Raw genomic sequence first — 21,385 nt, 5'->3', positions numbered from 1 at the left:
GTGTTTGCTCCAGCTTTTCAGGCAAGAGCGCTAGCCTCTCTCAGTCATTGACGCCCAGGAGTGCTTGTCAACAATGATTGATTGTACGCAACTCTAATTGCGATGGCCAGGGGTGGCGACTGCGTTCTCAATCCAACGGCAGCCCACGCTCTACGCACGGCGCCCGCACCACCTCCTTCGGCGTCTCCCAACGCGACGCCGAAGACGCGACACAGGCGAGCGCCAGCGCCGCGAGCAGAAGCACATGGGTCATGGTGGTGGTCCTGATAGTGGAGGTGCGCGGCGGGCCCGGCCGGCTTAGGACTACATTCGGGCTACGTCGAAGGTGTAGCTTGTGCGTCCTTTGACGGAGGCGCACGAAGGAGCGCGTCCGCAGGACCGTATCGCCTCACTGGAGTTTGCGGACGGCGGGTCGGTGCTTGAGGGGGGCCTGGCGCCGGCCCGCTGCTTTCGAGCGCCACTCAAGCCCGGCCTATCCCCAGCGTTCATCGGGATAAGTCGAAAGCGGTGCTTGAGCGTTTCAGGCGCGTCGAGCACGACATGCTGTCGTCGCGCCGAAGGCTACTCCTGCTTCACGGCAGACGGCCAGCGGGTCGGTGTTGCCCCCCCATACCGACCCGCTGTTTCCAGCCTTCGCATACGAGCGGAAGGCTCGTTCGCCCCTGGATCAAATGTTAGGTAGGTAGCGTGACAGCAACTTGAGCGGTGGAGCGCTGAAGCGCATGAGGCGATGCCGCTGAACTGTCCCGATCTTATCTCGGCGGCCAGCGGGTCGGCCTAATGCCCCTCAGAGCCGGCCCGCTGCTTTCACGCCTCGCTCACGCCCGAACGCGCCATCAATGCTGCGTCGGCGCGTCCTCCGTGAACGTCCTGATCCCGCCCTCTCGCACGCACTGCTCGAAAGCCTCGTAGGCCTCAACATCTGTGTCGAACGAGTTTTCCCATACGGTCGAGCCATCCTCGTGGTCGACGACCTCCAGAGTCCACTCTTCGTCGGTGCCAGCGAAGCGGTAGATGTGGACCTGTACTGTCACACCATCTCGCGTCACACGACCGGAAAGTGGAGAGAATTCAAGCTCGCGATCTGGGATGGTCATGGCTGCCCCCGCTCACTCGCCGGGCGTCCAGTCGATCTCAGGCTGCTGCGAGAGGATCCGCTCGAAGTAGTTGGCGACGGCCTGCGGGCCATCCGAGTGCATCATGGCGACCGGGTGGGCGAGGTAGGCCCGGGCCAGGTCGAGCGGGATCTCGCCGGCCTGGAGAGCGCCGAGCACCGCGTCGATGAACGCGTCATTGGCCTCGTTGAAGTCGCTCGACAGCTTCTTGCGATCGTTCAGCGCCTTGATCGGCATCGTGCGGTGGATCCACTTCGACAGGAAGGAGGGCAGACACTGCCCTTAGTGGCCGGCACATAGAGGTCGAAATCACATTGGTGCAGCCCCGGATGCCGAAAAGCGGGAGCGGCATCGCGCCCCACGGTGACACTCTGGTGACACTCGCCGCTAGCCTGAGGTGCGTTTCTTTCGCAAACTATTGTGTAAAAACAATAATCCTGTCTACTGTCAGCTTTGAACCGTCGCCTTCGAGGGGATCGAGGCGCGCGCCGTCGACGTGCAGGTGCAGATCGCACCGGGTGCGGTCGCCTTCACGATCGTCGGCCTGCCGGACAAGGCGGTGGCCGAATCCCGCGAGCGGGTACGCTCGGCCCTGATCGCCTCCGGGCTGGCGCTGCCGGCCAAGCGCATCACCTGCAACCTCGCCCCCGCCGACCTGCCCAAGGAAGGTTCGCACTACGACCTGCCGATCGCGCTCGCGGTGATGGGCGCCATCGGCGCGCTGCCGGCCGATGCGCTGGGCGGCTACTGCGTGCTCGGCGAACTGGCGCTCGACGGCTCGATCACGGCGGTGGCCGGGGTGCTCCCGGCGGCGATGGCGGCCAACGGCCAGGGGCTCGGGCTGATCTGCCCCGCGGCGACGGGGCCGGAGGCGGCCTGGGCGGCCGGCGACATGGACGTGCTGGCGCCGCGCTCGCTGATCCAGCTCGCCAACCACTTCAGGGTAGCCAGGTCATGGCCCGGCCGCAGCCCGCGGTGGCCGCGCCCGCCGGGCCGATGCCGGATCTGCGCGACATCAAAGGGCAGGAGAGCGCCAAGCGCGCCCTGGAGATCGCCGCGGCCGGCGGTCACAATCTGCTGATGAACGGCCCACCCGGGGCCGGCAAGTCGATGCTGGCTGCCCGGCTCCCCTCGATCCTGCCCCCGCTCGGCCCCCGCGAACTCCTCGAAGTCTCGATGATCCAGTCGGTGGCGGGCGCGCTGAAGGGTGGGGCGCTCTCGAACCGCCGGCCGTTCCGCCAGCCGCACCACTCCGCCTCCATGGCCGCTCTCGTCGGCGGCGGCATCGGCGCGCGGCCGGGCGAGGCCTCGCTCGCCCATGGCGGGGTGCTCTTCCTCGACGAACTGCCCGAGTTCACGCCCCAGGTGCTCGATTCCCTGCGCCAGCCCATGGAGACCGGGGAGATCATGATCGCGCGGGCCAACCACCGGGTGACCTACCCGGCCCGCTTCCAGCTCGTGGCAGCGATGAATCCCTGCCGCTGCGGCATGGCCCTGGAGCCGGGCTATGCCTGCCGACGCGGCCCGAACGAGCGCTGCGCGGCGCAGTACGGCGCGCGCATCTCCGGGCCGCTCCTCGACCGGATCGACCTGCGGATCGAGGTCGCCGCCGTGACCGCCGCCGACCTGATCCTGCCGCCGCCCGCGGAAGGCTCGGTGGAGGCCGCCGCGCGGGTCGCCGCGGCGCGGGCGCTTCAGGGCGCGCGTTACGCCGCGCTCGGGCTGCCGGGCGCCACCACCAACGCCACCTGCCCGGCGAGCGTGATCGAGACCGTCGCAGCGCCCGACGCCGAGGGCACGGCGCTCGTTCGCAGCGCGGCCGAGACGATGCGGCTCTCTGCCCGCGGCTTCCACCGCACGCTCCGTCTCGCCCGCACCCTGGCCGATCTCGACGGGGAGGCGCAGGTGCGGCGGCTGCATCTGGCCGAGGCCCTGTCCTACCGGGCTCGGGGCGAGCGGCCGGCCGCGGTGGCCTGATCCCGAGGACGTGGCGCGCTCTTGAAGCCGTGGGCCGCCCGCCCATTGCCACACCCCCACGCCGCAGACATAGTCGTGCACAATATGTCAGGGGCGTCCGGTCTGCCGGAACGACCCCGCGCGAGGGAGCGGGACGGTGGCGCACGGTACGCAGATGCGGCGGCATCTGTGCGGAATCCAGACAGCCTGGACGGATGCGGGCGAGGCGGAGGGCGCGGTCGCGGCCGTGGCGGAGATCATCGACCGCGCGGCGCTCGGCCACCTCATCGTGTTCTTCTCGCCGGCCTACGACGCGCAGACCCTCACCGCGGCGCTCACCGCCCGCTTTCCCGGCGTGGCCCTGACCGGTTGCTCCACCTCCGGCGGCATCAGCCCGGCGGGCTCGATCGACCGCGGCCTCGTCGTCATCGCCTTCCCGCGCCAGGGCTTCCGGATCGTCTCGGGCCTGCTCACCGACATCGCCCGGCTCGACGTGGAGGGGGCCGCCTCCACCGTGCGGGGCCTGCGCCGCCTGCTCGATCAGGGTCGCCCGGATGCGGGCAGCAGCCACCGCTTCGCGCTCTCCCTGATCGATGCCCTCTCCAATGCCGAGGAAACCGTGGTCTCGGCGGTCGCCTGGGCGCTCGACGGCATCCCGCTGATCGGCGGTTCGGCGGCCGACGACCTCGCCTTCCGCAGCACGGTCCTGATCCACGAGGGCGCGCTGTGGCGCGACGCGGCGGTGATCCTGCTCGTTGAGACCGATTTCCCGATCCGCATCTTCAAGAGCGACAATTTCGAGCCGACCAGCCGCAAGTTCGTGGTCACCGCCGCCTGCGAGGAGGCGCGGCGGGTCACCGAACTGAACGCCGAGCCGGCCGCGCGCGAATACGCCATGGCGGTCGGGCTCGATCCGGAAAACCTCACGCCGATGAGCTTTGCCGCCTATCCGCTCGCGGTGAAGATCGGCGGCGAGTATTACTGCCGCTCGATCAGCCGGGTGGAACCGGACGGGGCGATGACCTTCTTCTGCGCCATCGGGGAGGGCGTGGTGATGACGCTGGCCCAGCCCCGCGACATCGTCGAGGCGACCCGCACGGAGCTCGAAAACCTCGACGCGGCGCTCGGCGGCCTCGATCTCGTGATCGGTTTCGACTGCGTGTTCCGGCGGCTCGACGCGGAGAGCCGGCAGGTGCGCCACCGCATCGCCGACCTGTACAAGCGCTACGGCGTGGTCGGCTTCGAGACCTACGGCGAGCAGTACCGCTCGATGCATCTCAATCAGACGTTCACGGGCATCGCGATCGGCCGGGCCGAGGTGCCGGAGGACCGGGGCGTGAAGACGACGCGATGAACCGCCCGACCCTCTGGCCGGAGCCTTCCGCCGAACCGCAGACCCTCGAGTCGCTGAACCTGCGCGTGGCCAAGCTGGAGCGCATCAACGCGGCGCTGATGGCCCATGTCGAGCGCACCATGGATCAGCAGGGGGGCGCCTACTCGCTGTTCCAGACCGCGATCATGCTCGACGGCCGCGTCCGCGCCCGCACGGAGGAGCTGACCGCGCTGATGCACAGCCTGGAGCGCTCCAACGAGGCGCTGCAGGCGGCGAAAGAAGAGGCCGAGACCGCCAACCGCTCCAAGACCCGCTTCCTGGCCGCCGCGAGCCACGATCTGCTCCAGCCGCTCAACGCGGCGCGCCTCTCCCTCTCGGCGCTGACCGACCTCGCTCCGAGTCCGGAGGCGAAAGGGATCGCCCGGCAGGTGGAGCGGGGGCTGGAGACGATCGAAGATCTGATCAAGACGCTGATCGACATCTCGAAGCTCGATGCCGGCATCGTGCGCCCGGTGGTCAAGCCGGTGCGGCTCGCCGACCTCGTGGCCGGGATCGAGGCGAGCTTCCGGCCCTTCGCCGAGCGAAAGGAACTGCGACTCGTCACCCGCTGCGGCGACCTCGTGGTGGAGACCGACGGCGTGCTGCTGCAGCGCATCCTGCAGAACCTCGTCTCCAACGCGATCCGCTACACCGAGAGCGGCGGCGTGCTGATCGCCGCGCGGCGCAGGGGCGGCAGGGAAGGCAAACTCTGCCGGATCGAGGTCATCGATACCGGCTGCGGCATCCCCGAGCACGAGCGGGCGCTCGTCTTCGAGGAGTTCTACCGCGGCGGGCGCGAATCCGACGACGGGGGCGTAGGGCTCGGGCTCGGCCTCTCGATCGTGCAGCGCACGGCCTCGACGCTCGGCCACGGCATCGCCCTGCATTCGCGCAGCGGCCACGGCACGCGCCTGAGCCTGACCCTGCCGATCGCCACGCAGCGCCCCGGGGCGCAGGTGCCGCTGGCGCCCCTGGCGACGACGCTGACCGGCGCCCGGGTGCTCGTGATCGAGAACGACGCCTCGACGGCGGAGGCGTTGCAGCGCCTCCTGCGCAACTGGGACGCCGAGGTGCAGGTGTTTCGCGATCAAGCGGGCGTCGTGGCCGCGCTCGGGGCCGGGATGATGCGGCCGGACGTGATGGTGATCGATTACCACCTCGACAACGGCGCCTGCGGCCTCGACGTGGTCGATTTCCTGCGGCGCGACCGGGGCTGGGTCACGCCGGTCATCCTCACCACCGCCGACCACGGCGCCGACATCGCCGCCCGCGCCCAGTCCACGGGGGCCGAACTCGTCCACAAGCCGATCAAGCCGGCGCAGCTGCGCTCGCTGCTGGCCTACATGCTGGCGTAAGCGGCGGGTCGGTTCAGAGCGCGCTGAAGCGCTGCGTCCCCATCAGCCGATCGCGGGCGCGGGCGATCAGGGCAGGGCGGATGCGCGCCACGTCCTCGCCGTCGAGGAGCGGAGAGCCGGCGAGCGCGCCGAGATAGGCCTCCTCGCGGTCGCGGCAGGTCGAGACCGCTTTGGTCGCCGCGAAGCTGCGGCTCGTGGTCCGGGCGTGGTCCGCGAAGGCGTCGTCGAGGCAGGCCTGCCAGGCCGTATGGCGCGCAGCCTCCGGGCTCTCCGCGCGGGCGGGGAGGGCGGCGAGGAGGACGAGGGCCGGAAGGAGGCTGGCTAGGACGCGGCGCATGGGGCGGACCCTGGAACGGCGAACCCGAGGAAACGACGGGATTTTCCGAGCCGCGGGCTGCTCTCGGAAACGTCCTGTCAACCTTGGTCGCCGACCCGTTAATGTCTGCTAACGCGTCGGCGCCGGGTTCGGTCCCGATCCGGAACAGCCGAAATGGTCCGCTCAGCGGTTGGCCGCGGTGAGCGGCGAGGCGTCGCGGCCGAGCGCGACCCAGCCCACGGCGTCCTGGCTCTCACGCTTGACGAAGGTGTAGCCGGTCTGCGTCCAGGGCAGGATCGCGTTGGTCTTGTTGTCGAGCACGAGGTCGCCGCGGCTGGTGATGAGGGTGAGGACGGCGTGGCCCTCGCCCTTCTCGTCGATGACGACGGTCATCCGCATGGCCCGGCGCGGCAGGCCGGCATCGACCAGCAGGCGGCGCTTGAGCAGCTGGAAGTCCTCGCAATCGCCGCGGCCGTCCTCGGCCAGATCCCAGCGGTCGGCCGCGCGCCAGTGATCGAGATCGGTCACCGCCTCGACGGCCCGGTTGATCCGGCGGTTGATGCCGTTGATCGTCTGCCAGAGCGCGGGCGTCAGGGTGATGACGGCCGGCTCCGTGCGGTCGACGGCGCACTCGCCGGCATAGCGCTCGCAGAACTCGGCCCAGGCGGCGATCGGCCGGGCGGGGCCGGTGGTGAGCGCCGACAGGCTGGCGGCGGGAAGCGCGGCGTGGGTCTGCGCCTCGGTGCGCGCCGGCGCGGCGAGGAAGAGGCCGGTCAGGGCGAGACCTGCGAGCAGGTTGAGCGCCTTGCGGGGCCGGGCGACACAGAGCTTGGAGAACGCGATACGCATGGCCCTGACCGAGCAGTTAAGCTTCCGTTAATGAAGCTCTCACAGGCGCCCGCCCGCCGCAATCGCCGGGTTAAAAATCGGTTAACGCGTTTGGTCGCATTTGAACGGTCGGCGGTGCCGGTGGGCAGTGGTCGGCAGAGTGGAACGGTTCGCGACAAGTCCGGAGCGCCGTCACCCCGTGCGCTGCCCGGCCGGCACGGCAGCTGCTACGCTCGGACCGACCCTCCGATCCGACCGATCCGTAAAGTCTTCCGATGACGAGCGCGCCGAACCCCCTCGAAGCCCAGCCCACCGACCGCGGGCCGCCGGTGATCCGCACGGTGGCGATGCCCACCGACACCAATCCGGCGGGCGACATCTTCGGCGGTTGGCTGATGGCCCACATGGACATGGCGGCCGGCAACGTCGCCGCGCGCCGGGCGCGGGGGCGCTGCGCCACGATTTCGGCGGAGGCGATGACCTTCCACCGCCCGGTCTTCGTCGGCGACGAGGTGAGCTTCTACGCCTGGATCGTGAGGACGGGCCGCACCTCCATGCGCATCCAGGTCGAGGTCTGGCGCCGGGAGCGAGAAGGTGAGGACACCACGAAGGTGACGGAGGGGCTCTTCACCTTCGTCGCCATCGGCCCGGACCGCCGGCCACGGCCGATCCCAGGGGAGGTGGTCGCCTGAAGGGGCGCCGGCCGGCAGCGGACGACGGGGCAGGGGCCTCGCCGGGTCCGGGAAGGGTTGCTTGCGATCGATGTGAGGCGCTCAGTACGTCTGCTTTCGCGCGGCCGCGCTCGGCACTTCGGAGCGGTCCGACGTCGTCGATGACATGGAACGGCAGTGATTTCGTAGCCGTCGTCTTCGACCAACCGGAACTTGCGACCTGTTCGATCCGGGACTCTGGCGGAGATCCGGCGGCGTCACGGTCGCACCCGAAGCACGATCTTGCCCTTGAGCCGGCCCTCCTCGGAACGCGCGTGAGCGCGGGCGACTTCCTCGAGAGGAAACTCCAGGCCGACTTGCGGCACCACGAGGCCGCGCTCGAGGAGGCGCGTGAGGGCATCGAGCTTGCCGCCGGTCTGGCGAGAGAAGACGAAGTGGTAGGTCGCGTTCCGACCCCAGGCATCGATGAGGTTCTGGGGAGTCGCGGTGTCCACCAGGGTGACGACGCGCCCATCCTCGCGGAGGATGCGTGGGGAACGCGAGAGCGTGTCGCGCCCGATCGTATCCAGAACGACATCGACGCCCCTGCCGTCGGTCAGGCGAGTGACGGCGTCCACGTAGTCCTCGCGCTCGAAATCGATGACGGCCGAGGCGCCGAGCCCTTCGACGAGGGCTGCGTCGCCGCCTCGCGCCGTCGCCAGGACACGCGCGCCGATGGCCTTGGCGACCTGAACGGCGATGGCCCCGACGCCCCCGGCGCCGCCGTGGATCAGGATCGTTTCGGTCACCTGCAATCGGGCCCGCTCGACCAGCCCTTCCCAAACGGTCACGCCGACGAGGCTGACGCTCGCGGCCTCGGAATGGGTCAGGTTGACGGGCTTTCGTGCCACGATGTCGGCGTCCGCCACATGGTATTCCGCGTACGATCCCGGCCCGCTGAAGATCCGCGGCGTGTAATAGACCTCATCGCCGACGCGGAACTCCGTCACGTCGGATCCGATCTGGTCGACCACCCCGGAGACATCGTGGCCGATGATGGCCGGCAGTTCGACCTGGTCGGCGTAGTCACCGCGGCGGATCTGTCCGTCGAGCGGGTTGATCGATGTCGCATGCACAGCCACGCGGACCTGCCGGGGGCCTGGCCGCGGGTCGGGGAGGTCCCGGAGTTCGAAGCTGTCCGGTCCCCCGAACCTCGTCAACACCATCGCTTTCAAGTGAGCCTCCCGTCCTTGGCAGGCGCCCTTGTGTCAGCCGGGATGCGGGATGACGAACGCGTTCTCCTCACGGGATGGATGAGCTACATTCAGCCATGACGATGCGCAGATCGCTTCCCCCGCTCGCGGCGCTGCGGGCCTTCGAGGCGGCTGCGCGCCGCCTGAGCTTCCGCGGCGCCGCCGACGAACTGGGCGTCACGGCGACCGCCATCAGCCATCAGATCCGGCTTCTCGAACAGACCTTGGGGCTTCGCCTCTTCCACCGCGAGACGCGCCGGGTCCGGCTGACCGCCGAGGGAGCCGTGCTGCTGCCCGTGCTTCGCGATGGCTTCGACGCGTTCGCCGAAGCCATCGACCAGATCCGCGGCCGGCACGCGGCCGGTCTTCTCACGCTCTCGGCTCCGACCGCCTTCGTCGCGAAGTGGCTCGTGCCACGGCTTGCCGACTTCCGTGCCGTGCATCCCGGTTGCGACCTGCGACTGCACGCGTCCGACAGCCTGATCGACTTCGCCCGCGACGGAGTGGACATTGCCGTCCGCTACGGACCCGGTCCCTACCCCGACCTCGACGGTCACAGGTTGGTGGTCGACCGGGTCACACCCGCTTGCAGTCCTCGCCTCGCGGTTCGATCCGAGAGAGATTTGGCGCGCTACCCGCTGCTGCACTTCGAGTGGCCCCACCTGTCCGACGAGACGCCGACATGGCCGGCCTGGCTGCGGAAGGCCGGGATCACCGATGTCGATGGCGGCGCGGGCATTCACTTCAGCGACGAAGGTCACGTCATTCAGGCGGCGATCGCGGGTCAAGGGATCGCGCTTCTGTCGGTCGTGCTTGCCGCCGACGACCTAGCGAGCGGCGCGCTGGTTCAACCCTTCGGACCCGTCCTCGACGCCCACCCCTACTGGGTCCTCCATCCCCGGCATCCGGCCCGGGCGGGGGATGTCGGAAAGCTGGTCGACTGGCTCGGCTCCGCAGCCGTGTGATCCCGCGGTCCCGACCCTCATCCGCTCGTCCATCTCTTGTGCGTTTCGCACTGACATTTCGTCTGAGGCGTGGGACCGCGCCAAAGCTGGTTTTCCACTCCCAAGCGCACCTCGCGATTTGGTACCAAGCGTCAGCTTCGGACCAAGAGCACCCACCGAGCCGGAGCCCCTGCGGCATCCCACGGAAGGAGAACCCATGACCGTGTCGAGCGACGACGACCTCGCGGCGCTGAAACGGATCGGGCGCATCGTGGCCGACGCGCTGGAGGCGATGGGAAGGGCGATCGAGCCCGGCATGACCACGCTCGAACTCGATGGGATCGGGCGGCTGTTTCTCGAAGCGGCCGGGGCGCGTCCGGCGCCGGAGGCGGTCTACGGCTTTCCGGGGGCCACCTGCATCAGCGTCAACGAGGAGATCGCCCACGGCATCCCGGGCGAGCGGCGGATCGGGCCGGGCGACCTCGTCAACATCGACGTCTCGGCGGAGAAGCACGGCTACTTCGCCGATACCGGCGCCTCCTTCGCCGTGCCGCCGGTGACGCGCGCGGTCGAGCGGCTGTGCAAGGACGGGCGCCGGGCGATGTGGTCGGGCCTGCGGCAGGTCGGGGCCGGCAAGCCGCTGGCGGGTATCGGCCAGGCCGTGGGCAGCTTCGCGAAGAAGAACGGCTACACCCTGGTACGCAACCTCGCCAGCCACGGCGTCGGCCGGTCGCTGCACGAGGAGCCGACCGAGATCGCGACTTGGCCCAACGCTTCCGAGCGCCGGATCATGGCGGACGGGCTGGTGCTGACCGTGGAGCCTTTCCTGTCGCTGGGGGCCGACTTTGCCGAGGACGGGGACGATCCCTGGACCCTCTACAGCCGGCCGCGCGCCCTCACGGTCCAGTACGAGCACACGGTCGTGGCCACCCGCAACGGACCGCTGATCCTGACGATGCCGGGACAGTAGGGGCGCGGGCGGGAGCCGCGCGTCTCCCGCGGCTTACGCCCGCCGCGCGAAACGCGACGGGTCGGGCGGCACGCCCTCGAAGCCTCAGTGCATCGTCAGCGTGGTGAGGCGGCGCGCGCCCGCGTGCTGGCGCAGGAAGGCGCTCATCTCGGCCAGCACCGGGGCCTTGCTGCGGAAGGTGATGGAGAGCGCCAGCAGCGTGTCGGCGTGGTCGAGCCCTTCGTAGACCCGCTCCTGCACCGGGACGCGGGCGCTGCGCAGGCGCTCGGCGAGGCTCGCGGTGTTGCGCGGGCGCACGACGGTGTCCGTGTCGCCGGTGGCGAGGAAGGCCGGCGGCGAGTGGGCGCTGGCGAAGGTGACGGGCTGCGTCGCCTTCGGATCGGGCGCCTGTCCGAACACGTCGATCGAGGTCTTCTGGTCGAAGGGCAGGAAGTCGTAGGGGCCGGACAGGCCCGCCACGGCCCGGATCACCCGCGGATCGATGCCGGCCCGGCGCAGGTAGCTGGAATCGAGCCCGAGCATCGCCGCGTTGTAGGCACCCGCCGAATGACCCGCGAGCAGGATGCGGCTCGGGTCGCCCCCGTGCGCGGCGATGTTGTCGCGCACCCAGGCGATTGCCGCCGCCCCGTCCTCCAGGAAGTCGGGGAAGCGCGATTGCGGGTAGAGCCGGTAGTCCGGCAGCACGGTCACGAAGCCCTGGGCGGCGAAGGCCTGCGCGACGAAGGCGTAGTCGTCCTTGCTGCCGCTGTTCCACGAGCCGCCGTAGAAGAACACCAGCACGGGCGCGCGCTCCTCGGGCACGGCCGGCACGAACACGTCGAGGCGCTGGCGCGGGTCCTCGCCGTAGGCCGCGTCGCGCAGCGCGATCCGTCCGCCCTTGTCGCGGGGGCCGAGCGCGTCGAACAGCGCCAGGGGCGAGCAGCCGCTCAGGCCCAGGGCGGTGAGCCCGAGGCAGACCAGGGAGACGAGGGAGACGAATGCCTTGATCATGTGATCCGTGATTGACGCGGCGGTCGCGGCGGTTTCATGGCCGCGCGGCGCCGCGATGATGATTGATGGCGTCAGGTCCGCAGGACGATGCAGGCGCCGCCCACGGTGCGGATCTTCTGGCAGAGGCCGTCCGCCGCGCCGCGGCTCTCGGCCGGGATGCGCACCCGGTAGAAGGTGCGCGTGCCGCGGAAGCGCAGGCGCGTGCCGATGATCATGGGCCGCACCTCGCCGATCACGCTGGTATAGCGGGTGCGCGCCCGCTGGAAGCTCGCGAGCGCCAGCGATTTCGAGAAGTTGCCGGCGAGCTGCACGCCCCAGGGCGCGGCCGGGCCGCCCTCGATGGCGAGCGCGAAGCGGTCCCCGCGCGAGGGGATGCGCAGAGCCGCCGTGACCTGAAGGCAGGTCTGCGTCTCGGCCTCGGGCGCGACGGGCTTCGGCTCGGATTTCGCGTCGGGCTTCTTGCCGGCCGGGTCGGCCCCCTCCGGCATCTCGACGGCGGCGTTCGGCCGCCAATCCTCCGCCGGCCGGCCGGTGATGGCGATGACGTAGGCTCGCGTCTCGGCGGGCAGGCCGCCGCTGCCGGCGAGCCAGGCCGAGACGCGCCCCGGCCCGCCGTTATAGGCCGCCGCCGCGAGCCCGAGATTGCCGAACTGCCGCTCGAGGTCGGCCAGGAAATGCGCCGCGTGGGGAATCGCCTGCTCGGGATCGAACGGATCGCTGAGCCCGCGGTCCTTGGCGGTGCCCGGCATGAACTGCGCCACCCCCTGCGCTCCGGCCGGGCTCACCACGCCGACGCGGAAGGAACTCTCGCGCCAGATCAGCCGGGTCAGGAACGGCACCGGCAGCTGCCGTGCCTTGGCCGAATCCTCGATCAGCCGGCAGAGCGCCTGCTCCACCGTCTCGCTCTCGGGCGAGGGGGCCGCACGCGACGGGCCGGCAAGGGCCATGAGCGCGGCCGGGATGAGAACGAGGAAGAGGCGAGGCACGCCGGCTCATCTAGGGCGCCCGTTCGGCGAGAGGATGGCTGCTCGCCTTCATGGCCGCGCTTCGTTCCAAGACGATGCATCATGGTGCAGGGTCTGATCTTGCCCGGTGGGGTTGTACCTGCCTGCGCTCCTTAGAATCGCACTATTTTTCCGGGTGCCTCCGCGCTAGGCTCGATGCTTGCAAGAGCCGGACGCCAAGATCCGGCCTCATGAGGAGGAACACCATGCTCGAAGAGCGCATGCCCCTGTCGGAGCCGCTCGCGTCGGAGACGGTCGCGGAGACCGTGACGCGCCTCGGCGCCTGCCCGCACGATTGCCCCGATACCTGCTCGATGATCTACACCGTCGAGGACGGGCGGCTGATCGACGTGCGCGGCAACCCGGATCATCCGATGACCCGCGGCGCGCTCTGCGGCAAGCTCAAGGATTTCGACCGCCACCACTACAACCCCGACCGCGTCCTCTACCCCATGCGCCGCGCCGGCCCGAAGGGCAGCGGCCAGTTCGAGCGGATTAGCTGGGACGAGGCGCTCACCGAGATCCATCGCCGCTTCAGCGGCATCATCGAGACGCACGGGGCGGAAGCGATCCTTCCCTACAACTATCTCGGCAACGAGGGCGTGGTGCAGGGCCTCACCGTGGGTGACGCGTTCTTCAACCGGCTCGGCGCCACGGTGGCCGAGAAGACGTTCTGCGGCTCGGGCTCGTGCACGGCGTGGCTGCTGACCGTCGGCCCGACCAACGGCACCGACCCGATGAGCTTCGCGCAGTCGAAACTCATCGTGATCTGGGGCTGCAACTCGGTCTCGACCAACATCCACCACTGGCACGTGGTGAAGGAGGCGCAGCGCCACGGCGCCCGCGTCATCGTGATCGACCCCTACCGCTCGCGCACCGCCGCCCAGGCCGACTGGCACCTGATGCCGAAGCCCGGCACCGACGGCGCGCTCGCCATGGCGATGATCCACGTCATCATCGAAGAGGGCCTGACCGACGCCGACTACATCGCCCGCCACACGGTCGGCTTCGAGCCGCTGAAGGAACGGGCACAGGCCTTCACGCCGGAATACGCCGCCGAGATCTGCGGCATCCCCGCCGAGGACATCCGGCAGCTTGCGCGCGAATACGCCACCACCCGCAATGCGGCGCTTCGGCCCGGCGTGGCGGTGGAGCGGAGTGCCGGCGGCGCCCAGGCGCTGCGCGCCATCTTCTCGCTTCCCGCCCTGACGGGGTCTTGGAAGGATCCGGGCGGCGGCGTCTACCAGATGCCGTTGTGGGAGTTCCCGGTGCATTGGGACCGGGTCTGCCGGCCGGACCTGATCCCGGAGGGCACGCGGGTGCTCAACGTGCTCAAGCTCGGCGAGGTGCTGACCGGCGAGGCGGGGGTCGAGCCCGGCATCCACGCCCTGATGGTCTACAACGCCAACCCGGTCTCGAACTCGACCGAAACCGCCAAGATCAAGCGCGGGCTGGCCCGCGAGGATCTGTTCACCGTCGTCAGCGAGCACTTCGTCACCGACACGGCCCGCTACGCCGACATCCTGCTGCCGGCCACCATGGCGGCCGAGCACGACGACATGATGTTCTCCTGGGGGCACTTCTTCTTCACCCTGAACCAGAAGGCGATCGAGCCGCCGGGCGAGACGGTCTCGAACGCCGAGCTGTTCCGGCGGCTGGCCAAGACCTTCGGCTTCACCGAGCCCCAGTTCTCCATGAGCGAGACCGAGCTCATGGAATGGTATCTCGATTGGGAGAGCCCGAAGCTCGGCGGCATCGGCATGGACCATTTCCGCCAGCACGGCTGGTACCGCCTGAACATCGGCGATCCGGACACGCGCACGCCGCATGCCGAGGGCAACTTCCCGACGCCGTCCGGCAAGTGCGAGTTCTACTCTGAGGCCGCGGTCACGGGCGGCAACTTCGTCGCCCCGCCGTTCCGGCAGATGTACGAGCAGTTCCAGGGCGGCGAGGCCCTCGACCCGCTGCCGGGCTACGTGCCGGCCAACGAGCGGCCGGAGACGAATCCGGCCCAGGCCGAGCGCTATCCCCTCAACATCGTCTCGCCGAAGAGCCACGGCTTCCTCAACTCGCAATACGCCAACGAGGCCCACAAGATCCGCTCGCAGGGGGAGCAGACGATCCTGATCAATCCGGCCGATGCGCGGAGCCGCGAGATCGGCGAGGGCGCGCTGGTGCGGGTCTTCAACGATCGAGGCGCCTTCCACGGCCAGGCGCGGGTGACCGACGAGGTGCCGCCGGGGCTGGTCATCGCCTCGCTCGGCTACTGGCACTCGCTCAATCGGGACGGGGCGGTGAACGTCATCAGCGCCTCGACCTATGGCGGCATGGGCCACTCGCCGACCTTCAGCGACAACCTCGTGCAGGTCGGGCTGGCGCAGTAGCGCGACGCGAAGACGATTCGCGCGGCCGTCCCCGCGCGCTATAACCCCTCGGCCCGCCGCTCCGGCCTTCGGATCGCGGCGGGCCGTTTTCGTTCGCCGGGGTTCGATGTCCGATACGCTGCTGACCGTCGAGGATCTCTCGGTCGCCTTCCGAAGCGGGACGCGCGAGACGCTGGCGGTGGACCGCGTCAGCTTCGCCATCGAGCGGGGCGAGACCCTGGCGTTGGTCGGTGAATCCGGCTCCGGCAAGTCGGTGACCGCGCTCTCGATCCTGCGCCTGCTCGACGGAGCGGCACACCATCCGGGCGGAAAAATCCTGTTCAAGGGGCGCGACCTGCTCACGCTGCCCGAGCGCGAGATGCGCGCGGTGCGCGGCGCGGACATCACCATGGTGTTCCAGGAGCCGATGACCTCGCTCAACCCGCTCCACACCATCCAGCGGCAGATCGGCGAGGTGCTGGAGATCCATCGGGGCCTGAAGGGCAAGGCTGCGCGCACCCGCATCCTCGAACTCATGGATCTCGTCGGCATCCGCGACGCCGAGCGGCGGCTCGGGGCCTATCCGCACGAATTGTCCGGCGGCCAGCGCCAGCGGGTGATGATCGCCATGGCGCTCGCCTGCGAGCCCGACCTGCTGGTCGCGGACGAGCCCACCACCGCCCTCGACGTCACCGTGCAGGCGCAGATCCTCGCGCTGCTCGCCGATCTGCAGAAGCGGCTCGGCATGGCGATGCTGTTCATCACCCACGATCTCGGCATCGTGCGCCGCATCGCCGACAGGGTCTGCGTGATGCTCGCGGGCCGGGTGGTCGAGGCGGGCCCGGTTGAGCGGGTCTTCACCCGGCCCCAGCACGAATACACGCAGCGCCTTCTCGCTTCGGAGCCCACGGGGCGGGCGAACCCCGTGCCCGAGAGCGCCGAACAGCTGGTCGAGGCCGGGCCGCTCAAGGTCTGGTTTCCGCTGAAGGAGGGGCTGCTCCGGCGCACCGTCGGTCACGTCAAGGCGGTCGACGGGGTGCATCTCCGGGTGCGGGCGGGCGAGACGGTGGGCGTCGTCGGCGAATCCGGCTCGGGCAAGACCACGCTCGGCCTCGCCCTGCTGCGGCTCACCGAATCCGAGGGGCCGATCGTCTTCCTCGGCCAGCGGATCGAGGACAGGGGCCCGCGCGCCATGCGGCCCCTGCGCAAGGACATGCAGGTGGTCTTCCAGGATCCCTACGGCTCGCTCTCGCCGCGCATGTCGGTGGGCGACATCGTCGCCGAAGGGCTCGAAGTGCAGGGACAGGTGCGCCGGGCCGACGAGCGCCGCGTCCTGGTGGCCAAGGCGCTCACCGATGTCGGGCTCGATCCGGCGGCGATGGACCGCTACCCGCACGAATTTTCCGGCGGCCAGCGCCAGCGCATCGCCATCGCCCGCGCCATCGTCCTGAAGCCCCGCTTCGTCGTCCTCGACGAGCCGACCTCGGCGCTCGACCGCTCGGTGCAGGCGCAGATCGTGACGCTCCTGCGCGACCTCCAGCGCGAGCGGGGCATCGCCTACCTGTTCATCAGCCACGACCTCAAGGTGGTCCGCGCGCTCTCGAACTACGTCATGGTGATGCAGCACGGCCAAGTGGTCGAGGAGGGCCCGGCCGAGGAGATCTTTTCCGCGCCCAGGACGGACTACACCCGCACCCTGTTCGCGGCGGCCTTCGAGATGGATGCCGCGACCACCGCCGAGCCGGTGCCAGCCTGAGGCATGGCGCGCGCGCTCCTCATCGTCCTCGATTCCGTCGGCATCGGCGGCGCCCCGGACGCCGCCCGCTACGGCGACGCGGGCTCCGACACGGTCGGGCATATCGCGGAAACCTGCGCCGCCGGGCGCGGCGACCGCGACGGGCTGCGCTCGGGGCCCTTGCGCCTGCCCCACCTCGCAGCTCTCGGTCTCGGCCTCGCCTGCGAGGAGGCGACCGGCCGCGTGCCGCCGGGGCTCGCGCCCGAGACGCCGCCTCAGGCGCTGTGGGGGCACGCCGTCGAGACCGCGTCCGGCAAGGACACGCCTTCCGGCCACTGGGAGATCGCGGGCCTGCCGGTGCGGGAGGCCTGGGGACATTTTCCCGACACCCAACCCGCCTTCCCGGCGGCGCTGACGGCGGCTCTGATCGAGCGGGCCGGGCTGCCCGGCATCCTCGGCGATTGCCACGCCTCGGGCACCGCCATCATCGACAGGTTCGGCGCGGAGCATGTCCGGACGGGTCAGCCGATCTGCTACACCTCTGCCGACAGCGTCTTTCAGATCGCCGCCCACGAGGAGGCGTTCGGGCTGGAGCGGCTCATCGAAACCTGCCGGATCGCCCGCGAACTCTGCGACCCCTACCGCGTCGGCCGGGTCATCGCCCGGCCCTTCCTCGGCAGCGAGGCGGAGGGTTTCCGCCGCACCAGCCGCCGCAAGGATTTCGCCGTCGCGCCCCCCGCCGAAACCCTGCTCGACGTGGCGGAGGCGGCCGGCCGCGCGGTCGTCAGCGTCGGCAAGATCGGCGACATCTTCGCCCATCGCGCCACGGGCCGCGAGATCAAGCCAGCCGGCAACGCCGCCTGCCTGGAGGCGGCGCTCGACGCCTTCTCGACCCTGCCTGCGGGCGGGCTCGTCTTCCTCAACCTCGTGGATTTCGACACCGAGCACGGCCACCGCCGCGACGTGCCCGGCTATGCCGCCGAGCTAGAAGCCTTCGATGCGCGCCTTCCCGCGATCCGGGCGGCGCTGCGGCCGGGCGATCTGTGCATCATCACCGCCGACCACGGCAACGACCCGACCTGGACCGGCACCGAGCACACCCGCGAGCAGGTGCCGGTCCTGGCCTTTGGCCCGGAGGTCGCGCCGGGTTCGATCGGGCGCCGCGAGACCTTCGCCGATATCGGCGCCTCGGTGGCGGCCCATCTTGGCCTGCCGCCGCTCGGGGCGGGTCGAGCGTGGTGGTGAGGAGGTCTCCTCGCAACTGATCCCGGGCCCGCCGTCATCGCGAGCGTCGGCGAAGCGATCCAGCCGCGCGACCGATCCGGAGGAGACCGCGGACTGGACGGCTCCGCCGCGCGAGGACGGCGGAGCCTCTCGGCTGGAGAACTGTCGCCGGCCCTACTCCCCGCGTGCGGGGAGAGGCGGATCAGCGCGAAAACTTCTTGTACTTCAGCTTCTTCGGAATGATCGAGTCGAGCCCGAGCCGGCGCTTCTTGTCGGTCTCGTAGTCCGAGAAGTTGCCCTCGAACCACTCGACATGGCTCTCACCCTCGAAGGCGAGGATATGGGTCGCGATGCGGTTCAGGAACCAGCGATCGTGGCTGATGATGACCGCGCAGCCGGCGTAATCCTCCAGCGCGTCCTCGAGGGCGCGCAGGGTTTCCATGTCGAGATCGTTGGTCGGCTCGTCGAGCAGCAGCACGTTGGCGCCGCCCTTGAGCGTGCGCGCGAGGTGCACGCGGTTGCGCTCGCCGCCCGAGAGGGTGCCGACCTTCTTCTGCTGGTCGCCGCCCTTGAAGGCGAAGGCCGCGCAATAGGCCCGCGAATTGATCTCGCGCTTGTTGAAATAGATGATGTCGTTGCCGCCCGAGATCTCCTGCCAGACCGTGGCGTTGGGATCGAGCGCGTCGCGCGACTGGTCGACGTAGCCGAGCTTGACCGTCTCGCCGACGTCGATCCGCCCGCCATCGGGCTTCTCCTGGCCGGTGATCATCTTGAACAGGGTGGTCTTGCCGGCGCCGTTCGGGCCGATGACGCCGACGATGCCGCCCGGCGGCAGCTTGAACGAGAGATCCTCGATCAGCAGGCGGTCACCGAAGGCCTTGTTGAGGTGATCGAACTCGATGACGTTGGTGCCCAGGCGCTCGTCGATCGGGATGACGATCTGCGCGGCCGCGTCGACCTTGCTGTTCTGCTTGGCGACCAGCTCCTCGTAGCGGGTGATACGCGCCTTCGACTTCGACTGCCGGGCCTTGGGCGAGGCGGCGATCCACTCCTGCTCGCGGGCGATCGAGCGCTGGCGGGCCATGTCCTCGCGGCCCTCCTGCTCCAGGCGCTTCTGCTTCTGCACCAGCCAAGCGGAGTAGTTGCCCTCGTAGGGAATGCCCCGGCCGCGATCGAGCTCGAGGATCCAGCCCGTGACGTTGTCGAGGAAGTAGCGGTCGTGGGTCACGATCAGGATCGCGCCCGGATACTGCTTGAGGTGGCCTTCGAGCCAGTTCACCGTCTCGGCGTCGAGGTGGTTGGTCGGCTCGTCGAGGAGCAGCAGTTCCGGCTCCCACAGCAGCAGCTTGCACAAAGCCACGCGGCGCCGCTCGCCGCCCGAGAGGGTGGCCACCGGCTGCTCGTCGCTCGGGCAGCCGAGCGCTTCCATGGCCTGATCGACCTTGGAATCGAGCTCCCAGAGGTTCTGCGCCTCGATCTTGTCCTGGAGGGCGGTCATCTCGTCCGCCGTCTCCTCGGAATAGTTCATGGCGAGTTCGTTGTAGCGGTCGAGCAGCGCCTGCTTCTCGGCGACGCCCTCCATGACGTTCTCGCGCACCGACTTGTTCGGATCGAGCTGCGGCTCCTGCGGCAGGTAGCCGACGCGCGCGCCCTGCGCCACGAAGCCCTCGCCGGTCCAGTCCTTGTCGATGCCCGCCATGATCTTGAGCAGCGTCGACTTGCCGGCACCGTTGATGCCGAGCACGCCGATCTTGGCGTCGGGGTAGAAGGACAGGTTGACGTTCTCGAGGACCTTCTTGCCCCCGACATAGGTCTTGGTCAGACCCCGCATGTGGTAGATGAATTCGCGGGCCATGTGCGTTCGTCCTGCGTGTAGCGTGGGAGCCGGTCGAGCCGGCGGTCGCGGATGCGTGGCCTCTCGCGCGCGGATGAGTCGACCGAGCCGAACCGGTCGAGCCGAGCCACGCGGGGCGCCTTCCGCCTGCGGATAAAGATTTGCTGCCCGAGTATCAGGGCCGCCCGGCCGGAGCAAGGACGGGGCGGAGGGGCATGGCTCGGGAGATGGGGGCGACCCGCGTCAGGCGAAAGGATTTCGCACGGGCGCGCCGGTCTCGGGCTCCTCGGGGAGCGCCTCGGGCAGATCCTCCGCTTCGAGGGCGGCGACCACCGCGTCGAGGAGGCTCTTCAGGGCGCGCGCCCGCTTCAGGCCTGCCCGGTCGCGGGTGAGCTCGAGGCTGCCGTGCAGCGCGATGCGGCGCGCGCCGTTCTCGATGGAGAAGCCCGCCAGGGTCTGGACGCCCGCATCGTCCGCGAACGGGCGGAAGGGCGGGACGGGCTCGGCTTTGCGGCGCGGCATGGGGCCTCACGCTCCTCGGCGCACCGGCTCTCGCCGAGGCGGGCCCGCTTCGGCGCGACGGTATCCTAGAACAGGCCGCCCTGCATCCGGCCGACGCCCTGCTTGGCGACCGTGTTATTGGGGTCGAGGCGGGCCGCCTGCTGGTAGCTCTCGCTCGCTTCCTTGCGCCGGTTGGTCTTCTCGTAGGCCAGCCCGCGATAGGCCCAGGACCCGGCATCCTTGGAGTTGACGTTGAGGGCGGCGTTGAAGTCCTCGATCGCCTTGTCGTACTGCGAGAGCGAGATCAGGCTCTGGCCGCGGGCGGCGTAGGGCGCGGCCACGAAGGGGTTGCGGTCGATGGCGGCCGCGAAATCGCCGATCGCCTCCGGGTTGTGGCCCTGCTTCTGCCGCACGAGGCCGCGGGCATGGTACGCCTCGGCCGATTCCGGCGCGAGGCGGATCGCGACGTTGAGGTCGTTGAGCGCCCCGTCGAGGTCGCCCTGCGAGCGCGCGAGGTTCGCCCGGCCGATATAGGCGGCCGAGAAATTCGGATCGGTGGCGATGGCCTTGGAGAAATCCTGCATCGCCGCCTCGTTGCGGCCGGTCTGGCGGTAGGCGAGCGCGCGGTTGTTGTAGGCGGAGGCGGAGTTCGGATCGAGCTGGATCGCCTTCGAGAAATCGGTGATCGCGTCGCCGAACTGGCCCGAGCGGGCGTAAGCCGCGCCGCGGGTGACGTAGGCGCCCGCATCCGACGGGTTGCGGCTGATCACGTCGCTGAGCGAGGCGATGTTGACGTTGGTGGCACCCGTCGTGTCGGATTCCAGCACCGCGAACTGGCGTGGCGCGGTGGCGCTGCCATAGGTCTCGCAGCCGGCCAGCGCCGCGGTCGTCAGCGCGACGGCACCGAGCAGTCCCACCTTGCGTCCCTGCAGCAGCATCCCGTTCATCTTCACGTTCTCCCCCGCGAGCCCGCTT

The 21,385-nt window shown here is 69.8% G+C and carries 18 protein-coding genes and 1 pseudogene; 9 read left to right on the top strand and 10 right to left on the bottom strand.

Going from position 1 to position 21,385, the window contains the following annotated elements:
* Positions 1-836: 836 nt before the first annotated feature.
* Both BY998_RS21250 and BY998_RS21245 read right to left on the bottom strand, forming a co-directional pair.
* Positions 837-1,097 carry a hypothetical protein gene (locus BY998_RS21250; RefSeq protein WP_110353694.1) on the bottom strand — a complete coding sequence of 87 codons (261 nt, stop codon included), beginning with the start codon at positions 1,095-1,097 and terminating at the stop codon, positions 837-839.
* 12 nt (positions 1,098-1,109) lie between these two features.
* A complete protein-coding gene (locus tag BY998_RS21245) occupies positions 1,110-1,352 on the bottom strand; it encodes a hypothetical protein (RefSeq protein ID WP_110353693.1) in 243 nt (80 codons plus the stop codon).
* Between the two features lie 238 nt (positions 1,353-1,590).
* On the opposite strand from BY998_RS21245, the pseudogene BY998_RS21240 reads away from it, so the two are divergent.
* The 3 genes and pseudogenes from BY998_RS21240 (at position 1,591) to BY998_RS21230 (ending at position 5,798) form a co-directional block, all read left to right on the top strand.
* A pseudogene (locus tag BY998_RS21240) lies at positions 1,591-3,092 on the top strand (YifB family Mg chelatase-like AAA ATPase).
* A gap of 136 nt (positions 3,093-3,228) precedes the next feature.
* Positions 3,229-4,425 (top strand): FIST N-terminal domain-containing protein, encoded by a 1,197-nt coding sequence (locus BY998_RS21235; RefSeq protein ID WP_110353692.1) that lies wholly within the window; start codon positions 3,229-3,231, stop codon positions 4,423-4,425.
* Entirely contained in the window at positions 4,422-5,798 is a 1,377-nt protein-coding gene (locus BY998_RS21230) for a hybrid sensor histidine kinase/response regulator (RefSeq protein ID WP_110353691.1), read from the top strand. Before BY998_RS21235 ends, BY998_RS21230 begins: the two co-directional genes overlap by 4 nt.
* Positions 5,799-5,811: 13 nt before the next feature.
* Here the strand turns inward: BY998_RS21230 and BY998_RS21225 are convergent, their stop codons facing one another.
* Positions 5,812-6,135 carry a hypothetical protein gene (locus tag BY998_RS21225; protein ID WP_110353690.1) on the bottom strand — a complete coding sequence of 108 codons (324 nt, stop codon included), beginning with the start codon at positions 6,133-6,135 and terminating at the stop codon, positions 5,812-5,814.
* A gap of 162 nt (positions 6,136-6,297) precedes the next feature.
* The gene (locus BY998_RS21220; protein WP_110353689.1) at positions 6,298-6,963 is read right to left on the bottom strand and encodes a transglutaminase-like cysteine peptidase; all 666 of its coding nucleotides are present in this window, start codon (positions 6,961-6,963) and stop codon (positions 6,298-6,300) included.
* A gap of 254 nt (positions 6,964-7,217) precedes the next feature.
* Here BY998_RS21220 and BY998_RS21215 point away from each other — a divergent pair, with 254 nt between their 5' ends.
* The gene (locus BY998_RS21215) at positions 7,218-7,634 is read left to right on the top strand and encodes an acyl-CoA thioesterase (protein ID WP_110353688.1); all 417 of its coding nucleotides are present in this window, start codon (positions 7,218-7,220) and stop codon (positions 7,632-7,634) included.
* Between the two features lie 236 nt (positions 7,635-7,870).
* On the opposite strand, the gene BY998_RS21210 is transcribed toward BY998_RS21215, so the two are convergent.
* Positions 7,871-8,827: a zinc-dependent alcohol dehydrogenase family protein gene (locus BY998_RS21210; protein ID WP_110353687.1), complete on the bottom strand. Its 957-nt coding sequence runs from the start codon at positions 8,825-8,827 to the stop codon at positions 7,871-7,873.
* A gap of 95 nt (positions 8,828-8,922) precedes the next feature.
* Here BY998_RS21210 and gcvA point away from each other — a divergent pair, with 95 nt between their 5' ends.
* Positions 8,923-9,810: a transcriptional regulator GcvA gene (gene gcvA / locus BY998_RS21205; protein WP_110353686.1), complete on the top strand. Its 888-nt coding sequence runs from the start codon at positions 8,923-8,925 to the stop codon at positions 9,808-9,810.
* Positions 9,811-10,006: 196 nt separating this feature from the next.
* Positions 10,007-10,759: a type I methionyl aminopeptidase gene (map, locus tag BY998_RS21200; RefSeq protein ID WP_110353685.1), complete on the top strand. Its 753-nt coding sequence runs from the start codon at positions 10,007-10,009 to the stop codon at positions 10,757-10,759.
* Positions 10,760-10,843: 84 nt separating this feature from the next.
* Here the strand turns inward: map and BY998_RS21195 are convergent, their stop codons facing one another.
* Both BY998_RS21195 and BY998_RS21190 read right to left on the bottom strand, forming a co-directional pair.
* Entirely contained in the window at positions 10,844-11,749 is a 906-nt protein-coding gene (locus BY998_RS21195) for an alpha/beta hydrolase (protein WP_110353684.1), read from the bottom strand.
* A 71-nt stretch (positions 11,750-11,820) separates the two neighbouring features.
* The gene (locus BY998_RS21190) at positions 11,821-12,735 is read right to left on the bottom strand and encodes a lytic transglycosylase domain-containing protein (RefSeq protein WP_110353683.1); all 915 of its coding nucleotides are present in this window, start codon (positions 12,733-12,735) and stop codon (positions 11,821-11,823) included.
* A 239-nt stretch (positions 12,736-12,974) separates the two neighbouring features.
* Here BY998_RS21190 and BY998_RS21185 point away from each other — a divergent pair, with 239 nt between their 5' ends.
* The 3 genes from BY998_RS21185 to BY998_RS21175 all read left to right on the top strand — a co-directional run bounded on the left by BY998_RS21185 (position 12,975) and on the right by BY998_RS21175 (position 18,096).
* On the top strand, positions 12,975-15,137 hold the full coding sequence (locus tag BY998_RS21185; RefSeq protein WP_110353696.1) for a molybdopterin-dependent oxidoreductase: 2,163 nt from the start codon (positions 12,975-12,977) through the stop codon (positions 15,135-15,137).
* Between the two features lie 106 nt (positions 15,138-15,243).
* Positions 15,244-16,872: an ABC transporter ATP-binding protein gene (locus BY998_RS21180; RefSeq protein ID WP_110353682.1), complete on the top strand. Its 1,629-nt coding sequence runs from the start codon at positions 15,244-15,246 to the stop codon at positions 16,870-16,872.
* 3 nt (positions 16,873-16,875) lie between these two features.
* Positions 16,876-18,096, top strand: a complete 1,221-nt coding sequence (locus BY998_RS21175) for a phosphopentomutase (protein ID WP_110353681.1) — start codon at positions 16,876-16,878, stop codon at positions 18,094-18,096.
* 181 nt (positions 18,097-18,277) lie between these two features.
* Here the strand turns inward: BY998_RS21175 and ettA are convergent, their stop codons facing one another.
* The 3 genes from ettA to BY998_RS21160 form a co-directional block, all read right to left on the bottom strand.
* A complete protein-coding gene (gene ettA / locus BY998_RS21170; RefSeq protein WP_110353680.1) occupies positions 18,278-19,930 on the bottom strand; it encodes an energy-dependent translational throttle protein EttA in 1,653 nt (550 codons plus the stop codon).
* A 222-nt stretch (positions 19,931-20,152) separates the two neighbouring features.
* Positions 20,153-20,431 (bottom strand): hypothetical protein, encoded by a 279-nt coding sequence (locus BY998_RS21165; RefSeq protein WP_110353679.1) that lies wholly within the window; start codon positions 20,429-20,431, stop codon positions 20,153-20,155.
* Positions 20,432-20,496: 65 nt separating this feature from the next.
* Entirely contained in the window at positions 20,497-21,357 is an 861-nt protein-coding gene (locus tag BY998_RS21160) for a tetratricopeptide repeat protein (protein ID WP_110353678.1), read from the bottom strand.
* Between the last annotated feature and the right edge of the window lie 28 nt (positions 21,358-21,385).

Origin of the sequence: Methylobacterium sp. B4, from assembly GCF_003201865.1 — a bacterium.
In the GTDB taxonomy this organism is placed as follows: domain Bacteria; phylum Pseudomonadota; class Alphaproteobacteria; order Rhizobiales; family Beijerinckiaceae; genus Methylobacterium.
Note: the sequence above shows the minus strand (reverse complement) of the source record. Positions and strands in the feature narration are given on the sequence as shown.